Origin of the sequence: Campylobacter sp. 7477a, assembly GCF_014892335.1 — a bacterium.
Classification (GTDB): domain Bacteria; phylum Campylobacterota; class Campylobacteria; order Campylobacterales; family Campylobacteraceae; genus Campylobacter_A; species Campylobacter_A californiensis.
The window spans coordinates 1-18,570 of sequence record NZ_JADBJH010000014.1 but is presented as its reverse complement, the minus strand read 5'-3'; the positions used below and the strand labels follow the sequence as shown (position 1 = coordinate 18,570).

Annotated in this window: 17 protein-coding genes and 1 pseudogene; 5 read left to right on the top strand and 13 right to left on the bottom strand. The window is 37.6% G+C overall.

Annotation, left to right across the window (positions count from 1 at the left end; all coding sequences use genetic code 11):
- The 3 genes from CCAL5182_RS07565 (at position 1) to CCAL5182_RS07555 (ending at position 2,342) form a co-directional block, all read left to right on the top strand.
- Positions 1 to 471 (top strand): DUF1104 domain-containing protein, encoded by a 471-nt coding sequence (locus CCAL5182_RS07565; RefSeq protein WP_336610674.1) that lies wholly within the window; start codon positions 1 to 3, stop codon positions 469 to 471.
- A 97-nt stretch (positions 472 to 568) separates the two neighbouring features.
- The gene (locus tag CCAL5182_RS07560; protein WP_336610673.1) at positions 569 to 1,231 is read left to right on the top strand and encodes a response regulator transcription factor; all 663 of its coding nucleotides are present in this window, start codon (positions 569 to 571) and stop codon (positions 1,229 to 1,231) included.
- Positions 1,224 to 2,342 carry a sensor histidine kinase gene (locus tag CCAL5182_RS07555; RefSeq protein WP_169972428.1) on the top strand — a complete coding sequence of 373 codons (1,119 nt, stop codon included), beginning with the start codon at positions 1,224 to 1,226 and terminating at the stop codon, positions 2,340 to 2,342. Before CCAL5182_RS07560 ends, CCAL5182_RS07555 begins: the two co-directional genes overlap by 8 nt.
- Before the next feature lies 1 nt (position 2,343).
- Here CCAL5182_RS07555 and pglJ read toward each other — a convergent pair whose 3' ends face one another.
- The 13 genes from pglJ to CCAL5182_RS07490 all read right to left on the bottom strand — a co-directional run bounded on the left by pglJ (position 2,344) and on the right by CCAL5182_RS07490 (position 14,583).
- On the bottom strand, positions 2,344 to 3,453 hold the full coding sequence (pglJ, locus tag CCAL5182_RS07550) for an N-acetylgalactosamine-N,N'-diacetylbacillosaminyl-diphospho-undecaprenol 4-alpha-N-acetylgalactosaminyltransferase (protein WP_336610672.1): 1,110 nt from the start codon (positions 3,451 to 3,453) through the stop codon (positions 2,344 to 2,346).
- The gene (locus tag CCAL5182_RS07545) at positions 3,450 to 4,496 is read right to left on the bottom strand and encodes a glycosyltransferase (RefSeq protein WP_336610671.1); all 1,047 of its coding nucleotides are present in this window, start codon (positions 4,494 to 4,496) and stop codon (positions 3,450 to 3,452) included. Before CCAL5182_RS07545 ends, pglJ begins: the two co-directional genes overlap by 4 nt.
- On the bottom strand, positions 4,497 to 5,567 hold the full coding sequence (locus CCAL5182_RS07540) for a glycosyltransferase (RefSeq protein WP_169938428.1): 1,071 nt from the start codon (positions 5,565 to 5,567) through the stop codon (positions 4,497 to 4,499).
- Entirely contained in the window at positions 5,564 to 6,493 is a 930-nt protein-coding gene (locus CCAL5182_RS07535) for a glycosyltransferase family 2 protein (protein ID WP_169938430.1), read from the bottom strand. Before CCAL5182_RS07535 ends, CCAL5182_RS07540 begins: the two co-directional genes overlap by 4 nt.
- Positions 6,490 to 7,269 carry a glycosyltransferase family 25 protein gene (locus CCAL5182_RS07530; RefSeq protein WP_336610670.1) on the bottom strand — a complete coding sequence of 260 codons (780 nt, stop codon included), beginning with the start codon at positions 7,267 to 7,269 and terminating at the stop codon, positions 6,490 to 6,492. The genes CCAL5182_RS07535 and CCAL5182_RS07530 overlap by 4 nt, the downstream gene beginning before the upstream one ends.
- Entirely contained in the window at positions 7,269 to 8,789 is a 1,521-nt protein-coding gene (locus tag CCAL5182_RS07525; RefSeq protein ID WP_170000473.1) for an MATE family efflux transporter, read from the bottom strand. Before CCAL5182_RS07525 ends, CCAL5182_RS07530 begins: the two co-directional genes overlap by 1 nt.
- Before the next feature lie 8 nt (positions 8,790 to 8,797).
- Complete coding sequence (gene tviB / locus CCAL5182_RS07520) at positions 8,798 to 10,033, bottom strand: Vi polysaccharide biosynthesis UDP-N-acetylglucosamine C-6 dehydrogenase TviB (protein WP_169938436.1); 1,236 nt, start codon at positions 10,031 to 10,033, stop codon at positions 8,798 to 8,800.
- Between the two features lie 240 nt (positions 10,034 to 10,273).
- On the bottom strand, positions 10,274 to 11,257 hold the full coding sequence (galE, locus tag CCAL5182_RS07515) for a UDP-glucose 4-epimerase GalE (protein WP_170000472.1): 984 nt from the start codon (positions 11,255 to 11,257) through the stop codon (positions 10,274 to 10,276).
- A 60-nt stretch (positions 11,258 to 11,317) separates the two neighbouring features.
- Positions 11,318 to 13,132: a heavy metal translocating P-type ATPase gene (locus CCAL5182_RS07510; protein WP_169972434.1), complete on the bottom strand. Its 1,815-nt coding sequence runs from the start codon at positions 13,130 to 13,132 to the stop codon at positions 11,318 to 11,320.
- Positions 13,133 to 13,141: 9 nt separating this feature from the next.
- Entirely contained in the window at positions 13,142 to 13,360 is a 219-nt protein-coding gene (locus CCAL5182_RS07505) for a cation transporter (RefSeq protein WP_169938442.1), read from the bottom strand.
- A 10-nt stretch (positions 13,361 to 13,370) separates the two neighbouring features.
- Entirely contained in the window at positions 13,371 to 13,739 is a 369-nt protein-coding gene (locus CCAL5182_RS07500; protein WP_169938444.1) for an ArsR/SmtB family transcription factor, read from the bottom strand.
- Positions 13,740 to 13,898: 159 nt separating this feature from the next.
- Positions 13,899 to 14,153 carry a nicotinate phosphoribosyltransferase gene (locus CCAL5182_RS07495; RefSeq protein WP_169972435.1) on the bottom strand — a complete coding sequence of 85 codons (255 nt, stop codon included), beginning with the start codon at positions 14,151 to 14,153 and terminating at the stop codon, positions 13,899 to 13,901.
- Between the two features lie 49 nt (positions 14,154 to 14,202).
- Positions 14,203 to 14,583, bottom strand: coding sequence for a VOC family protein (locus CCAL5182_RS07490; RefSeq protein WP_169972436.1), 381 nt, complete (start codon positions 14,581 to 14,583; stop codon positions 14,203 to 14,205).
- A gap of 123 nt (positions 14,584 to 14,706) precedes the next feature.
- On the opposite strand from CCAL5182_RS07490, the gene CCAL5182_RS07485 reads away from it, so the two are divergent.
- On the top strand, positions 14,707 to 17,175 hold the full coding sequence (locus tag CCAL5182_RS07485; RefSeq protein ID WP_169938450.1) for a molybdopterin-dependent oxidoreductase: 2,469 nt from the start codon (positions 14,707 to 14,709) through the stop codon (positions 17,173 to 17,175).
- 349 nt (positions 17,176 to 17,524) lie between these two features.
- Positions 17,525 to 18,364 (top strand): annotated as a pseudogene (locus tag CCAL5182_RS07480) (FAD-dependent oxidoreductase); the annotation flags it as partial.
- Between the last annotated feature and the right edge of the window lie 206 nt (positions 18,365 to 18,570).

Here is an 18,570-nt window from a genome sequence, read left to right as displayed (position 1 = left end):
ATGAAAAAGTTAGTTTTAGCGGCAATGCTGGTCGCAGGTAGTGTATTTGCAGCACCGTTTGAGAAAAACACAAACGACGAGTTATATGCGATGATAGCCACAAGCGATGCAAAAACGCTTGGTGAGATATCTTTTGAAATTCACAAAAGAGTGGGCAAACTTCATCGTGAGGCGATGGACATAAGAGGCGGTTTTCATGACAAGATGTATGAAAAGATGTCAAAAATGAAACCTGAAGATAGAGATAAATTTATGAGGGACTTTAGAGACTCTTTTAGCAATAAAATTGACGCCTTAAGCGTCAAAGAAGCAAGAGGCATGGGGCTTTACGGTATGGGAATGGGCCGAGGTAATTGCGACATGAGAATGGGCGGCAGATGGAAAGACGGCGGTATGAGAATGAGTGGATGTTGTGATGATTTTGCTAGAGGCATGGGTAGATTAAGAGGTGAAATTCTTGAGCCAAAATAGGCAAAACTTATAAATTCGGCTTCGTAAAGAGGCCGAATTTAACTCTTGTTAAAATGAAAATAGATAATATCTGCAATATAAATTTTAAGGAAAAAGTTTGGCTAGGATTTTGATCGTAGAAGACGAAACGATGCTGCTTGATATGATGTGTGAGTATCTAAGTGGTGAAAATTTTGAAGTAAAAGGCGTAAAAAGCTACGATGAAGCGCTTAGCCTTGCTTATGAAAGCAACTTTGACCTTTGGATATTTGATGTGAAGATTATCGGCGGAAACGGCTTTGAGCTTTTAAAAGAACTACGCACATCAGGCCAAACTACATCTTGTATATTTACTACTTCGCTTAACACCATAAACGATGTTCAATCGGGCTTTTTAAGTGGATGTGATGATTACATAAAAAAGCCTTTCGAACTAAAAGAGCTATTTTTAAGAGTGCAAAATATCTTAAAACGAAGTTTTGTCCACAACACGCAAAATTTCATTAAACTTAGCGATAAATTTAGCTTTGATATGACACAAGGTGTCTTATATGAGGGCGATAACCCGGTGGCTTTAGCAAAAAAACAATCAAGACTTTTAAATTTACTTCTTAAAAATCGTGATAAATTTGTAACTCACGAGGAAATTTTCTCAGAAATTTGGGAATACGATGAGAATCCAAGCGAGATGAGTTTGCGAGTTTATATCGCCGAACTCCGTAAAATTCTAGGCAAAGAGTGCATAAAAAGCCAGTCAAAACTAGGATATAAGTATGTCTAAAAATCGCCATATTTTGCCTATTTTTTTACTTTATTTTTTAACCAGTACGGCTTTTTTGGCGTTTTTTGGCTATGTGTTTTACGAAAGAGAGAAGCATTTTATAATAGACAAAGACTCCTTTGATATGAGAGAACTAAGGCGTGACTTGCATATGAAGTTGCAATTTAGTGGAGAGCTTACTAGGGAGGATTTTAGTGAAATTTTAGCCTTTGTTGTAAATTTAAAAACGCAAGAGATTGTAAAAGAGGATTTTCGCGTAAAGCCAGGCACACCAAGACGATATATCGAGGCAAATGAAGCGATTTCTCAGTTTGTTTTGCATGATAGGATGCGAAAAAACGAGTATTTTGTAGCGATCAAAACTACGGGTCTTGGCGAAAAACTACTTGCGTTAAAGATGCAAATTTTGTTTGTTTCACTTGGAATTCTAGCGGCGATCTTACTTATCGCTTATCTTATCATAAGGCTTTCTTTGCGCCCACTTTATGAGAAGATAGAGTTTTTAGATGGATTTTTACGAGATACTACGCACGAGATAAATACGCCTTTAAGCGTAATCTTGATGAGTATCGAGCTTTTTAAAAATAACCCAGAAAAATACCTTGCAAATATAAAAACAGCAGCTATGACACTTTCAAATTTATATGAAGACTTGGCGATGATTAAATTTAATAAAACCGATGAGAGCGTGCAAGAGGTAAATTTAGCCGATATGCTTAAAGAAAGAGCTGAATATTTCGGTGCTTCTTTAAATGCAAAAGGCATAAGCTTAAGCCTAAATACTGATGAGTTTACGCTAACAACCTCAAAATTTAAAATTCGCAAAATCATCGACAACTTGCTCTCAAACGCTGTAAAATACTGCAACGAAGGCGGGAAAATAGAGTTAAATTTAAGCCAAAATAGTCTTAATATCTCAAATACGGGCGAGGGCATAGCAAAGCAAAATTTGCCTCATATTTTTGAGCTTTATACTAGGTTTGACAAGCGAAACGGCGGCTTTGGCGTAGGACTAAATTTAGTAAAAAAATTTTGTGACGAGCTTGGGTTTAAGATAAACTGCACAAGCGATAAAGACAAAACGCAGTTTATCGTTAAATTTAAAGCATAATCTACAAATAACTCATAAGCTCGTTTGCGATGTTCCTGCTATCAAATTCTTTTGCTTTTTGATAGGCTTTTGCCTCAAATTTTGCTCTCATTTCAGGTTCGTTTAGCACTTTTATCATTGCTTTTTGCATAGCGTCTTCGTCATCAACCGGCACTAAAATCCCATACTCATCGTCGCCGATAAGCTCTTTTGCACCGCTTTTGTGTTCTGTTGTGATTATCGTTTTTTCACATGCTAAAGCTTCTATAAGCACATTTGAAAAGCCTTCAAAACGCGATGCGCAAAGCAGGCACGATGCATTTTTGATATGTTTAAATGGGTTTTTATCTGTGCCAAGAAGCCTTACTCTTTTGCTTACATTAAGCTCTTTTATTAAATTTGCAAGCTCGTTTTTTAGCCCGCCTTTTCCCAGTATGCCAAGTGTTGCTCTTTCGTCGTTTATGCTTGCTATAGCGCGTATCAACATGGCTTGATTTTTACCGCTATCAAGACGTCCGATATTTATAAAAAAGGGCCTAAATTCACTTTCTAGCGGCTCGTTTTGAGCTTTTTTTATCTCATCTAAATTTAAAGCGTTGTAAAGAACTTTTGTCTTTGCCTTATCACAGCCGAAATTTTGTATCAGATCGTCGGCATTTCCTTTTGCGTTAGCTAGTATCAAATCCGCTTTTGGATATAAAATTTTCATAAATACTCGGTTGAAAAAGCCGCTTACGCCGTTTTTGTATATCACGGACGGACAGCTTCTTTCACTTATCACCATGCGTCCTTTAAGCCCTAAAATCCTAGCCAGCAAGGCGATATAACATGGGCGATTCATCAGGACAAAATAAGTATCGATGTTAAGTTGTAGGCAGAGTTTTTTAAATTTAAAAGCCAGCATCGGCAAGGCAAAAAATAGCCTAAAAAGCTTTTTTATCTTGTTTTCGTAGGGATTTGAATTTTCTATAAAATGCAGTTTGACTTCGCTTGGGATAGGGTAGGCTATGATATTGCTCATAAGCACTAGATGGACTTCAAAGTTTTCCTTTAAATAAGGAAGTAAATTTGACACCACGCGTTCTGCGCCTCCTGGACCCATTGAGTATAAAAACAGACATAATTTTTTCATTGTTTTACCGTTTCTTCTATCACTTTACGCCACTTTTTCATGATATTTGCTACACTAAATTCGTCGGCTTTATCCTTGGCGTTTTGTGCGATTTTTTTGCGTAAATTATCATCATTTAAAATTTCTTCAAGCATGAATGCTAAGTCGTCTTTGTTTTGATTTTCAAAGATAAGTCCGTCTATGCCGTTTCTTATAAGCTCTTTTGCGCCGACGGTATCGCTTGAGATGCGAGCACAGTTAAAATTTGCCGCTTCGATCAAGACATTTGAAAGGCCTTCGCTTCTTGATGATATGACAAAAATTTTAGCCTTTTCATAAAGCGGCGCAACATCGTTTACATGACCTAAAAATTCAACCTCTAAGCCATATTCTTTTGCCTTTTGTTCTAGCTTGCCTCTAAGACTTCCGTCTCCTGCTATAACTATGCGCCACCCGTTTAAAAGCTCTTTTGGTACATTTTTTAAGGCGTCTAAATACACATCGTATCCTTTTACTTTTTCAAGACGACCAACGCTTAAGATGATGTTTTCTTTTTTGCAGTAGATGGGACTTGCTAAAAAACAAGGATTGTGCAAGATAGTGCGGTTTTTTACGAAGTCGTAATACTCAAAGTCGCTTTTACTAAGCACACTAAGCATGTCAACGCGCTTATAGGCAAGGTCGCGTATAAGTCTAAATTTAGCCGACGTAAGATACTCGTTTGCGTGATGTTCTGTTGCGATATGTTCATATCCAAGTCCCAAATTTGCCGCTACACAAGCTACATTTGTCCAGTCTATAAAGCTTATAATGACATCGGGATTTATCTCTTTAAAGCATTTACGTAGTGCAAAAATTTTTTTTATCTTAGAAAGAAGTCTGCTTGAGCCATAAATTTTAGGATAGATAAATTTGATATTTGAGTTAAATTCGTAAAGTCCTAAATTTTCTTCCAAGACTGCTATATAAACTTCGTTATCTTTGGCAAGTTCGCTTGAGACTATGCTCAAAACGCGCTCTGCTCCACCGTTTCTAAGAGCTGCTATGACAAATAAAATTTTCATTTATGCGCCTTGTATTTTTACGCCGGCCATTTTTAAAAGGTAAAGCCAGCGTTCATAGATATTTTCAAGACTAAATTCATTAAGTCCAAGTCTTGCATTTGTGGCTAGTCTGCGTTGCTCTTGCTCGTCGTTCATGAGACTTTTTAGGCTCTCGCTCATAGCCTTAGAATTTGAAATTTCACATAAAATTCCGTTATAGCCGTTTGTTATGAGCTCGCATGCTCCGCTTGTTTTGGTTGCTATCCTTACACAGTCAAATGCCACAGCTTCGATTAGAGTGTTGCCAAGTCCTTCTACTTTAGAGGTTGAGAGTATAAATTTAGCTTTTGCATAAAGTTCGCCGATGTTTGTAACATTGCCTAAAAATTTGACATCTGCTCCGAGTTTATTTGACAAGTCCTCAAGCCTTTTTCTCTCATTGCCGTCTCCTGCGACTATAAATTTATAGCCACTCGAGTTTAAATTTTTTGCTACTTCGATAAACATTTCACAGTTTTTAAGACCTACCAAACGCCCTACAAATATGACTAAATTTTCTTTTTTGGTGTTTGATAAATTTGGTTTTATAAATAGCGGGTTGTGTATCACATTTACGATTTTGCAGTATTTGGCGTAGAGTTTTGCGTCAGCTTTTGTTAAGACACTTAAAGCACTTGCACGAGGATAGAGTATGCGTTTTAGTGTTTTTATCGTCTTAGAAGAAAGCTTGTCAAAGCTTGTATGTTCGCTGATTATTACAGGAGTTTTTAGTCCTAACGTGCTTGATAAAACCAGCAAATTCGTAGTATCTAAAAAGGAGATGACGACGTCAAATTTTCCCTCTTTTACTATGCGTCGTAGGCTAAAAATTTTACCCAGACGTTTTTTTATGTTACCAAGAATTCCAAGCTCGTCTACGCCTTGGTTTAAATTTATGAGCTTTACATTTTCGTGAAGTTCATAAAACGGCTCATCTTTGTCAAATTTTACCAAAACGCTTTCGTGCTCTAGGCTAAATTTAGATGCCAAAAGCGCGCAAACTCGTTCCGCGCCTCCTGCTCTTAAAGTTGAGATAACAAATAAAACTTTCATACGCCAAACCTTTTTTTAATCCATACTCTAAAATTTGAGAGTGATTTTATGGCTGAATTTGGCAAGAAACAGACTGCTAGAAAGGCTAAATTTTCTTTACAAATGCTTATCTTGAAGCTACGCGCGATACAGCTTAGCATAAGCTTATAATCCCCCGCGATCTTTGCGTAGTAAGCGGCATTTTTATATTGCAAACAAAGAAATTTGGGATTGTGCTTTATGGCTATATCGTGACAAATTTTGGCAGTTTTTAAGTAGGCATAAGCCACGCCTTTTGCGTGTTTGTCGGCATTTGTGGTAGCGCTATCGGCTCGGTTTATACGGTATATATAAAGAGGCTTTTTGTGATAAAAAACTCTGTTTTCAAAAAAGCGTATATAAAGCTCGTTTTCGCCGCCAAAACTCTTCTCGTCAAACCTAAATCCCTCTATAAATTCGCGTGAAAATAGCTTAAAATACTCCCCTGTAATGCGTCCGCAATGATAGTCGATCTTGCTCATCTCGCAGCTGTTTTGGTATGGATTTCGTCCCGCGATCTTATCTGTGATCTTGCCGTCTATCTCACACACTCCGTCTGCAAATACACATTTATAGCCCTCTTTGATGTAGCTAAAGCACTCACTTATCGCCTCTAAACAAAGCTCATCGTCATCGTCAAGTATGCATACAAACTCGCCGCTTGCGTTGTCAAAGCCGTTGTTTTTGTTGCCGTTTGGGCTTTTGGCGTGAGTTTTATTTTTAACGTATCTTACTCTTTTATCGCCAAATTTCTCGCAAATTTGTTTTGCTGTTTCATCATTTGCATCATCGCTAACAATGATCTCTAAATTTTTATAAGTTTGATTAAGTGCCGAGCTTAGCGCCTTTTTTAAAAGTTCGGGACGGTTAAACGTCGGGATGATAACGCTTATTTTTACTTCGTTCATCTTTTAAATATCCTCTCATGTCCCAAAATAAATCTCTCAAAACGTGACAAGATGATAAATTTTAAGCTATTTAGATAGGTTTTAAAACTTGGTTTGTATCCGCGTTTTTGTCGATCTGTTTCTAGGTTAGAGTTGGTTAGGTCAAGTGGATGTGCAAAAATATCGGCATAATACATTTTTAATTTATTACTTTTTAGCAAATAACCCCATAAATCCGCCACGCAAACAGCCTTTTTGTGTGTTTCAAGCAAAGCCTTGGCTGCTTTGCGAGTTAGGATGTATGCCGTTGCTCGGTATATCACGCCGTATGAATTTGACGAGACTTCAAATAGCGTATCGTCTTTAGCGTCTGAAATTTCACCTCTTTTTATACACTTGCCAAATGCCGAAAATCTACCCTCAAGACCGTCCGTGCCGCCACATATAAGTATGCCGTTTGGTGGTAAAAGTTTTGCATACTCAAAAGCTTTTTGTATCTTGCTATCATCGCCTATAACATCGTCTTCAAAGATAAGTGCTAGTTTGGCATCTGTGGCTAAAAATGCCTCATATGCTTTTGCGTGAGAAAGTGCACAGCCGATCTCTGCGGGGCTTAGAAGTTTGCCGTAGGCTTTAAGTGAGGTATCGGCATAGGCAAAATACTCTTTCGCACTCATCTCGCGTCCATCAACGGCGCTAGTTAAAACAAACTCATCGTAGCTTTTAAACAAGCTTTTAAGCACTTCTCTTCTTGCGCTATCTTTTTGAAGAGAGATTAAAAAGATAGGAAATTTCATCATAAATTCCTTTTAAATTTTGCCAAAATTTTATTCATGAGGATACGTTGTTCGAATTTATTAAATATCAAGAATAAATTTATAATGTATCCAAATGCAAGAAGTGCTACAAGCGCAAATGCTAGGTCGATCCAGCTTTGAATACTTACAAGCCTAGAAATAGCATAATAAATCATACAAACAAAGACAAAAAGAGCTAAATTTCTAAGATAAACCCCATAAAATGTCGTAAGCTTAACATCTAAATTTAAAGCCGCGTTGATGAGGTCGAAAAATAGTATGCGAATGCAATAAAAACCGGCTCCAACGATAGCTATGCCGTAAATTCCATAGTCACTAAATTTCACAATACAAATTTGCGCTAGTATCGTGCTAACGCCTAAGATCGTATTTGCTATGGCGGGACGACGAAGTTTATTTGTCGCGCTATCGATACCAAAAAGTGAAAAAAGATAACTGATAAAGACTATAGGCACAAGTGTTATCATACTTAAGTTGTATATTAGGGTTATCTCGTCGGCACTTTTAAACGGCAACCAAAGCGAGTAAAAGTCACGTCCAAATACAACAAAAAATGCAGCCGGAGCGCTCATGATAAACGCGACCGTTCGCATTGAAAATTTAGCTTCATTTATCAGTGCTAAGATGTTGCCTTTTGAGTAAAATTCTACAAATTTGGGAGAAAAGATCGAGCTAAGCTGGGCAACGAAGCTTTCTAGGATTATCGGGGCGGCTTTGGCAGTTGCTAAAATACCCGTCATCCAGGCGTTTATAAAGATGTTACATATAAAAAGATCCATGCCGGTTAAAAGTATGCGGTTTAATGCATTAAAACTGTTCCATACTCCGGAGTTTAAAAGCTCTTTTATCTTGTTAAAATCAAAAATTTTAAGATCAAATTTAAGCTCGGGTGTTATGCGTTTTGACATATAAATCGTGCTTAAAAGCACAAAGATAGATGAGATAAGTGCAGAGATAGCAATGTAGGTTATCATCGCTGAAAACAGGTAAAACAGTAAAACTATCAAAGTCGCTAGTATCGCACTTGAAATGGCATTTCTAATAGAAAGTAGATAAAGCTTGTTTCGCACAAATGCACAAACTGTGATGACACCGTTAAAAAGTCCGACACAAAAATTTATAAAATAAAATACAAAAGTCAGGGTTACGTCTGTTTTAAGGTGGCTTGGGACATTTAAGATCACGTCTAAATTTAGTATAAAAATTCCACTTGCAACGACAACAAATAGCGCGAAGATGAAATTTACTGCCAAAACAGACGAGTAGTAAGAATTTGCTCTTTCTAAGTTGCCTTTGTGCCATTCGTAAGCGACAAATCTACCGCTAACAGAGTTTATTGCCACGGTAATTACGGCTGCATAGCTTACTATGGTGTTACTAAGCCCTACAAAGCCAAAAGCCTCGTTTCCAAGGCTTTTTAGGATGTATGGCGTTAGGAAGAAATTTATCCCCATGGAGACCATGAAGACGATTATTGAGCTAATTAAATTTATCGCCAAAATTTAGCCTAAAGTCTTTCGTTTGCGTTTTCGTAGATATTTTTTATATCAAAAACGAGAGTATCTTTAAATTTTAACTCTTTAAATTCGTTATGTGCGACTGCAAATACCACACAGTCGTATTTGTTTGTATCATAGTCTTTGATAAGCTCTAGGTTGTATTCGTGTTTTACTTCGTTTGCGTCCGCCCAAGGGTCACTCACATCTACGGTGCAACCAAAGTCTTTAAGCTCCTCTATGACATCTATAACGCGAGAGTTGCGGATGTCCGGGCAATTTTCTTTAAATGTGATACCAAGAACCAAGATACGTGCTTTGTTGATTAAGATCCCGTCTTTTATCATCATCTTAATCACGCGTTGCGCGACATACCTTCCCATGTTATCATTTATACGGCGACCCGCAAGGATGATTTCTGGATGATAGCCGACTTCTTGGGCTTTATGTGTTAAGTAGTATGGATCAACACCTATACAGTGTCCTCCAACAAGTCCTGGACGGAAATTTAAGAAATTCCATTTTGTTCCGGCAGCTTTTAAAACCTCGCTTGTATCGATATTAAGGCGTTCAAATATCATTGCAAGCTCGTTGATAAATGCGATATTTATATCACGTTGTGTATTTTCTATAACTTTTGCGGCTTCGGCGACTTTGATACTACTTGCTTTGTATGTTCCAGCGGTGATGATAGATGAGTAAATTTCATCGACTTTGTCTGCGATTTGAGGTGTTGAGCCACTTGTGATTTTTTTGATCTTAGTTACGGTATGCTCTTTGTCACCAGGATTTATTCGCTCTGGCGAGTATCCGCAAAAGAAGTCCTCGTTAAATTTTAGCCCCGAAATTTTCTCTAGTATCGGCACACAAATTTCTTCTGTTACACCTGGATAAACAGTGCTTTCATATACTACGATGTCGCCTTTTTTAAGGACTTGTGCCACGCTTTGACTTGCTTTTACGACAGGCGTTAGATCGGGACGGTTATTTTTGTCGATAGGTGTTGGCACTGTAACGATGTAGAAGTTGCAGTCTTTAATATCGTCTAAATTTAGACTAAATTCCATACCGTTTTGTATCGCTTCTTCCATTTGTTCGCGGCTAAGTTCTAGCGTGCGGTCGTGAGCTTTTCTAAGCTCGTCTATCCTTGCGGCATTTACGTCAAAGCCTTTGACTTTGTATCTTTTGCTAAATGCAGCTGCAAGTGGAAGTCCCACATAACCAAGACCGATAACGGCTATTTTCATAATTTTTCCTTTTTGGCTTTTTGCCGATTAAATTTATAATTTAAAATTTACATCAAAACGTTTTGCACGTATTTAAGTTTTAAAATTCTAACTATTTTTGAGATATTTTAATGCCACTTTGCCCATTATAGCTATGTTTTAATAGCTTTTACTTAACTCTTAAAGAGACTGGCAATTGGCTTAGAGCGCAAATTTTAAAATATCTATTTCTTAAAATTTCAAAAACACTTTTGAAATTTATTAAATCTTTTTTTCCCATTCTAGCGCGGTTTTTATAATGAGTTCTAAATTTTCTCTCTTTGGTTTCCAGTTTGTCTTAGTTCTGATCTTTGTTGCGTTTGAGATAAGTATCGCAGGGTCGCCCTCTCTTCTAGGAGCTTTATTGACCAAGAAATTTATCCCGCTTACTTTTTTTGCAGTTTGTATAACTTCTTTTACACTAAAACCGTGTCCATAACCCACGTTAAATACTTCGCTACCGTTTTGCGCAAGATACTCAAGTGCCGATAAATGTGCATCCGCAAGGTCGCTAACATGTATATAATCCCTCACGCAAGTGCCGTCGTTACTAGGATAGTCATCGCCAAATATCGACATGCTTTCGCGTTTACCGAGTGCGGTTTGCACGGCTACTTTTATAAGATGGGTTGCGTTTGGATACCTTTGTCCGATAAGTCCCTCTTCGTCGGCTCCTGCTACGTTAAAGTAGCGCAAAATGGCGTATTTAAAGCATTTGTTCGTAGCGGCAAAGTCTTTTATGATTTGCTCGCTCATGAGTTTGCTCATACCATATGGATTTATCGGAGCGGTTTGGTTTTCTTCGGTTACTTCGCCAACTTCGGGCTCTCCATAAACAGCAGCAGTTGAACTAAATATAAATTTATTAACACCAAATCTATCGCAATAAGTTAAAATTTTAGCCACGTTTGCAGTGTTGTTTAGGTAGTATTTTAGCGGTTTTGCCACACTTTCGGCAACTTCTATAAATGCCGCGAAATGTATTATCGCATCAAATTTACCGCGTGAGAAAACTTCGCTTAAATCATCTTCTAAATTTGCGTTTACAAACTCAAATTCGCCTAATTTCTTAAGTGTTTTCAAGGCTTCGGCAGAGCCTTTAGAGAGGTTGTCAAGGACTGTGATTTTATGTCCGCCTTGGGTTAAAAGCGCCTTTAAAACATGAGAACCGATATAGCCGGCTCCACCGGTAATTAAAATATTCATCTTTACCCCTTTTTAGGGGGGTATTTTACCAAAAAATGATTAAAAGTAAGTTTTATCTCATTAAATTTTAAACGCTCGAAGGGCATTTAAAACGGCGATTATAGTTACGCCAACATCGGCAAATATCGCAAGAGGAATATTTGCAAGACCAAAAATCGCCAAAATCAAAACTCCAACTTTAAAACTGATGCTAAAAATGATATTAAATTTAGCTATGCCGATAGTTTTTTTAGAAATTTGTATCGCGGTTTTTAGCTTGGCTAAGTTGTTATGCATAAGCACAACATCGGCAGTTTCTATCGCAGCGTCAGTTCCAAGCATCGCCACTCCAACATCCGCTCTTGCTATAACAGGAGCGTCGTTTATGCCGTCTCCTACGTAGGCTATGCTTGTGTTTTTGTCTTTTTTATCCAAAAAGTTCTCAAAAACACTAACTTTTTGATCAGGTAAAAGCTCGTAATTTACGCTTGAAATCCCAAGCTCATTCGCAACCGCAAGAGCCGGAGCCTTTTTATCGCCCGTTATCATTGCGGTTTTTATAGAGTTTTTATGAAGCCATTTTATGGTTTCGCGACTCTCTTTTCTAAGCTCGTCTTTTAGACTTATATAACCGGCATATGAATTATTTACTACCAAATGAACGGCTGTTTCGTCGGTATCATGCGGGTTAAAGTCTTTAATAAATTTAGCGCTTCCTACAAGAACATCTTTGCCGTCTATAACCGCACTAATGCCAAAACCGGCAGACTCTTTTACGTGTTTTATCAAATTTTCATCAAGAGGTTCCTTGTAAGCTTTGACTATAGAAACAGCGATGGGGTGTATGCTGTTTTTCTCGGCTAATGCGATAAATTTAAAAAGCTCATCTTTGCTAAATCCGTTTGTTGGGCTAAATTTATAAGGGACAAACTCGCCCTTGCTAAGCGTGCCTGTTTTATCAAATGCAACGAGCTTGATTTTAGATAGCGTCTCTATAAAGCTACTTCCTTTTATCAAGATACCGTTTTTACTGGCTCCGCCTATGCCACCAAAGAAGCTTAAAGGCACTGAAACAACGAGTGCACAAGGGCAAGAGACGACTATAAATATAATGCCTCTTTTTAGCCATTCGCTAAAGTCTCCGTCAAATAAAACAGGCGGTATAAACGCTAAGACAAAGGCAAAACCAACCACGATAGGTGTGTAAATTCTTGCAAATTTTGTTATAAATTTCTCGCTTTTTGACTTTTTAAACGCCGCGTTTTCAACCATATCTAAAATTTTACTAACGACTGAATTTTCAAATTCGCTTGTTGTCTTTATCTCAACTGTCGCATTTAAATTTATAAAACCGCTTGTGATCTTGTCTCCTTTGCCAAGCTCAAGAGGCAGTGGTTCGCCGTTTATAGAGGCGGTGTTAAAAAGACTTATTCCGCTAGTTATAATGCCATCTATAGGCACTTTCTCTCCAGCTCTAACTACTATGGTTTCGCCGACTTTGACGCTTTGAACATCTACGGTTGTTATCTCGCCGTTTTGTTTTAAATTTGCCTGTTTTGGAGCCAAATCAACCAAACTTGACACCGAACGTCTTGATCTGTTAAGAGAGTAGTCCTCAAACGCCTCGCCGATACGATAAAAGAGCAAGATCGCTACCGCTTCGACCATCTCTCCTATGCTAAATGCGGCTAAAGATGCAATGGACATGAGGAAATTTTCATCCAAGCTAAAGCCGTTTTTTAGACTTTTAAACGCTTTAAAGATTATCTCGTATCCCGCGATGATTAAGGCTACGCCTAAAAGCGCTGTTTTTACACCTATCTCTTGTGTAAAGTAGCTAAAGATCACAAGTAAAAAGCTAAGCGCTATGCAAATTTTATCCGTTTTTAAACTCATCTAAATTCCTTAAAATTTTATACTCATGCCCGGTTCTATTTTGTTCATTATGTTTTGAGTAGCTTTTAAAATTTCATCTTTCTTGCTTTCGTCAAAATCAAGCAATATCTTCATGCCGATGTAATTTATGCTAGCTTCGTTTACTCCGTCAAGTTTGGCGATGTTTGCTTCTATTTTCGCTGCGCAGTTTGGGCAACAAAGTCCTGAAATTTCATATTTTTGTATCATTTTTTTATCCTTATTCGTTTATATGGTTAAAGCCTTGCTTAAATACCTGTGCTACATGTTCGTCTGTTAGCGAGTAGTAAACTATCTTACCGTCGCGTCTGTTTTTTACGATCTTACTTTGTTTTAAGACTCTTAGTTGGTGTGAGATGGAGGATTGCGACATGTTTAAAAGCACCGAAATATCGCATACGCACATCTCTGATATACTCAAAGCCCAGAGAATTTTGATACGCGTTGTATCTCCGAAATTTTTAAAAAAGTCGGCTAAATTTATAAGACTTGCGTCATCTGGCATATCTTTTTTAACGCTATCGATAATTTCTTTGTGTATACACTCTACCTCGCAAATTTCTAAATTTTTGTCATTTTCGTTTATCATTTTTTGCCTTTATTTAATATATGAGCATATATTCATATGAAAGTATATAGATAAAAAATTTAAATGTCAAGATATTTTGTGATATTGAGGTTTAAATTTCCGCAAAATGATTTTAAATTTATTTTACGGAAATTTCGAGTAGAAAGTTTTGTTAAATTTTTAGATAGGTAAAAATGTATTTATGCTTTTTGCGCGGTATTTTTCAAACAAAAATATCAGATCGTTTGAAGCCTCTATGAAGTCAAATCCCTCTTTGTCGGCTGCGTCAAATTTTTCACGAATATCCCATAAATAGTCTCTGTCGTCTCTGCAAGACTCATTTGTCGCACCACCTCTTGCGATGGCTAAAAACATCTCATCAAGTGTTGCGTTAAGCATTTTTAGTATCATTTGTTTATTTGTGTAAAGGTCCATATTTTATCCGTTATCTGTTTTCAAAATTTTTAAGCAAATTTTATTCCGTTTAGATGTATTGACTAATTTCTATTAAATTTCCGTCAGGATCTCTAAGGTAGATCGAGTTTATCGCTCCTTTTGCACCTGTTCGTTTTACGATATCGCTTATGACATCGACATTTTTGGCTTTGCATTCTTTAAGCACATCTTCAAGTAAAGTCGTAGTTAGTAAGCAGATATCGGCTGAGCCGACGGTTGCGTTTAGCGCATTTGGTTTTACTTCTTTGCCTAGTTGATGAAAATTTATCTTCATAGAGCCAAACTTTACAGCTTTTCTGCCATCTTCAAAGCTTATCTCTTTCATACCAAGTATTTGCGTGTAAAATTTGATAGAACAATTAACATCTTTAACCGTTAAAACAAAATGATCAAGAGCAGATATCTTCATCGTTAAAACCTTTGTATTTAAAATTTGCTAATCTAACATAAAATCTTAAAAACATCTCTTAAAATTGTGCTACAATACGGCTTTAGACGCGAGTTCGCGTTATCTTAACACAAAGTTATCAAAATGCAAAGACGTAAATTTCTAAAATTAGGCGCGGCTACGGCTGCAAGTGTGCCTTTATCTTCGCTTAGCGCAAGGGTTTTAAGTGGTGATGCACAGGCTGTTTATGACGCAAATTCAGGACTAAGCGCAAATAAATTTGGCGCTTTTTGGGTAAAAAGCATAGGCAAAAGAGTTGTCGATACAGAGCCGTTTGAGGGTGATGCTATGCCTACGGTGCTAAATAACGCGTTAATCGATCATATACAAAACGAGACTAGAGTGAGATATCCGTATGTTCGTAAAAGTTTCTTAAAAGATCCAAATAATTCAAAACCGCATCTTCGCGGAAAAGAGGAATTCGTGCGCGTTAGCTGGGATAAAGCCATAGAACTAACAGCTAATGTTTTAAAAGAAAATTTTGACAAATACGGCTCTGAAGCGATATGGGGACAGCTTTATCAGTGGGGAAGTTTAGGCAGAGTAGGGCATGCTAGATTTACAGCCAGAAAGATGTTAAATATCCTTGGTGGATATGTGACCGAGTTGGGTGGCTACTCATACGGCGGCGCAACGGCTTTGCTGCCTCACATAACAGGAAGCGTTGATCCAACGCATAATCCTACAAGATGGGAAGCGATACTAAAAGAGGCTAAGACAATTGTATTTTGGGGAACAAACCCTGTTGTATCAAACAAAATAGCCATAGGTGTTCCTATGCATAACTCATACGCTTATTACGATAAAATGCGCCAAAAAAATGCGTCCGGTGAGATAAAAATTTATAGTGTAGATGTTTATAAAAACGAAAGCGCTAACTACTTTGACAGCGACTACATATGTGTTGTGCCTTGTACCGATACGGCGATGATGATAGGAATGTGCCACTATCTATATGAAAGCGGACTTTATAGTAAGGAATTTATCGAAAAATATACGGTAGGATTTGATAAATTTAGGGATTATTTCCTTGGTAAAGTTGACGGGATCGTTAAAAATTTAGCCTGGGCTAGTAAAATTTGCGGTGTAAAAGAGGCAAAGTTAAAAGAACTTTGCGATACCTTGGTTAAAGATAATGCCGTGATAGTTAGCGGATATGCGATACAGCGTCAAGCATATGGCGAGCAAGCGTATCAAGCCTTAATTACGCTTAGTGCCATGCTAGGCCACATCGGTAAGATTGGCGGTGGTTTTGTTATGAATGACCAAATGCATAAAAATGCTGATGAGAGTTACATCGCGCCTAGACTTCGCGCCTTTGATGCAAAAGTTGCCGACAGATACATCACTCCAAACGGCAAACTAGCAAAAAGCAAAGCTCACGAAATGCCAAATTCAAGGCTTATAGATGCTTTGATGCAGCCTGGTAAAGAAATTCCACGTAACGGCAAGATGTATAAGCTTCCTCATATCCGTGTTATGTTTAATGCCAACGGGTCTACCTTCACTCGTCATCCAGACACTAACCGCGCAGTAGCGGCGATAAAAAAAGTAAGTGCCATCATCACAACCGAGCCATTTTGGACTTCAAATGCAAAATTTAGCGATATAGTTTTGCCTGTTTGTTTAGAATGTGAAAGAACCGATATAGAGATGTCAAACTCCACAAATGAGTATATTTTCGCGATAAAACCTCTTGTAAAGCCTGCTGGAGAGAGCAAAAGCGACTTTGAGATAGCACGTCTTATATGTGAAAAATGGGGCAAGGAGCAAGAAGAGGCGTTTAGTGAGGGCAAGAGCGAGCTTGACTGGGTTAAAGAAATTTATGCAGATGTCGTAAGTAGGGCAAGTGCGATGGGTTATGATATGCCTAGTTTTGATGAGTTTTGGCAAAAGGGATATTTTAGATTTGACAAGCTTGACGAGAAGAAAAGATATTTTACAAATTACTCTGAATTTCGTGCAGATCCAGTCGCAAATGCGCTTAAAACGCCGTCTGGAAAGATAGAAATTTTTTCTCAAACGATATCCGACTTTGGTTATGATGACTGCCCCGGACACGCAACTTGGTTTGAGCCGTTTGAGTGGCTTGGTGCAAAAGATAAGAAATTTCCTATCGCAATTAGCGGTGCGCACTCTAAATTTAGACTTCACTCTCAGTTAAACAACTCTATGCTAAGACAATACAACGAGATAAGCGAGCGTGAGCCTATGCTAATAAGCCCTAAAACAGCAAAACAAAGAGGCATAGAAGATGGCGACGTTGTTCGTGTGTTTAACGACAGAGGTGAAATTTTATGCGGTGCGTTAGTGACTTCTGATGTGCAAGATGATGTGGTTATCGTAAGTGAGGGGGCGTGGTATGATCCTGTGGAATTTGGCGAAAAAAGTCTTTGCAAGCATGGAAATTTAAATGTCTTGACCAAAGATGTCGCCTCAAGTAAATTATCTCAAAGCAACACGGCTCATACAAGTATGGTTGAGGTTGAGAAATTTAGGGGTGATTTGCCTGAGGTTACGGCGTTTAGGAAGCCGAGGATTACTAAAATTTAAATTAATTGATAAAATTTACTATTTAAACTTAAATATTAAATTATAAATATCTTCTAATAAAAGGCGATATATTCGCCTTTTAACTATTACACCCTTATCGGCATGATATAAAAATTGTATTTTTAACATAAAGTTACAATTTACATAGTTTATTTAAAACTAAACTAAGAATATAAAGAAAAATAAAGAATTCTTTTTGTAAAGTACGCCCCGATTTTAAATTTCGTAAATACATAGTAAAAATTTTATGAAATTTGAGTAAATAAGAGACAGTGTGCATAGTGATATGTTTTCATATCCAGATGCTTACGACTAGGCGTTCATGCTTAAAAATCACAAGGAATTATCAATGAGTGAACAAAAATTTACCAGAAGAGATTTTCTTCAGTCTGCCTGTATTAGCGTTAGTGCTCTTGCCGTTAGCGGCAGTGGCGTTAGTGCATTTGGGGCAGAAGACACCAAGAAATCAGGAAATTCAAAAGGGCTTCCTTCTTGCGATATATTAATCATCGGCTCAGGCGGTGCAGGACTTAGAGCAGCCGTTGCAGCTAGAAAAAATAATCCAAATTTAACAGTTGTTGTCGCAACAAAAATGATGCCTTCCAGAAACGCGACATGTATGGCTGAGGGCGGTATAAACGGCGTTACTGATTTTTCAAACGGTGACTCATACAAGCTGCATGCTTACGATACCGTAAAGGGTGGAGCTTACTTGGTTGATCAAGATGCGGCTATTAAATTTTGTGAGTTAGCTGGTAAAGCTATCGCTGAGATGGATTTTGCGGGAACGCTTTTTTCAAGAACAGAAAAGGGTGGTGTTGCTCAACGTATGATGGGTGGCGCTTCAAAGAGAAGATGTAACTTTTCTGCCGATAAAACAGGTCATATCTTAATGCACTCTTGCCTAGATGATGCTATCAGTCACGGTGTTAAATTTTTAATGGATCATGAGCTTCTTGAGATAGGTGTTGATGGCGGTAAATGCGAAGGTGCCGTTCTTAGAGATATCCAAACCGGTGAAATTTATCCGATACTTTGTAAGTCGCTAGTTGTTGCAACTGGTGGATATACGAGAATTTTTTATAACAGAACATCTACTCCTTACATCGCTACCGGAGACGGTGTAGCTGCGGCTTTAAGAGCTGGACTTGGCTTTGAAGACCCTGAAATGATACAGTTTCACCCAACATTAGTGGGCTAAGTAAAAAGATCAAACAATCAATACTTAAGAAATCAGTATTGATTACCTATCTATTAAATAATTAATTAGGGAAGAAATTCCCTAATTACTCCTAAAAATTAATTTACCAAACTATCTTGTAATAAGTTTTAAAGATTTACTGTTTAAATTTAAGCCATTGGTTTTTAAAACTATACTTTTCTTAAATTTTCATC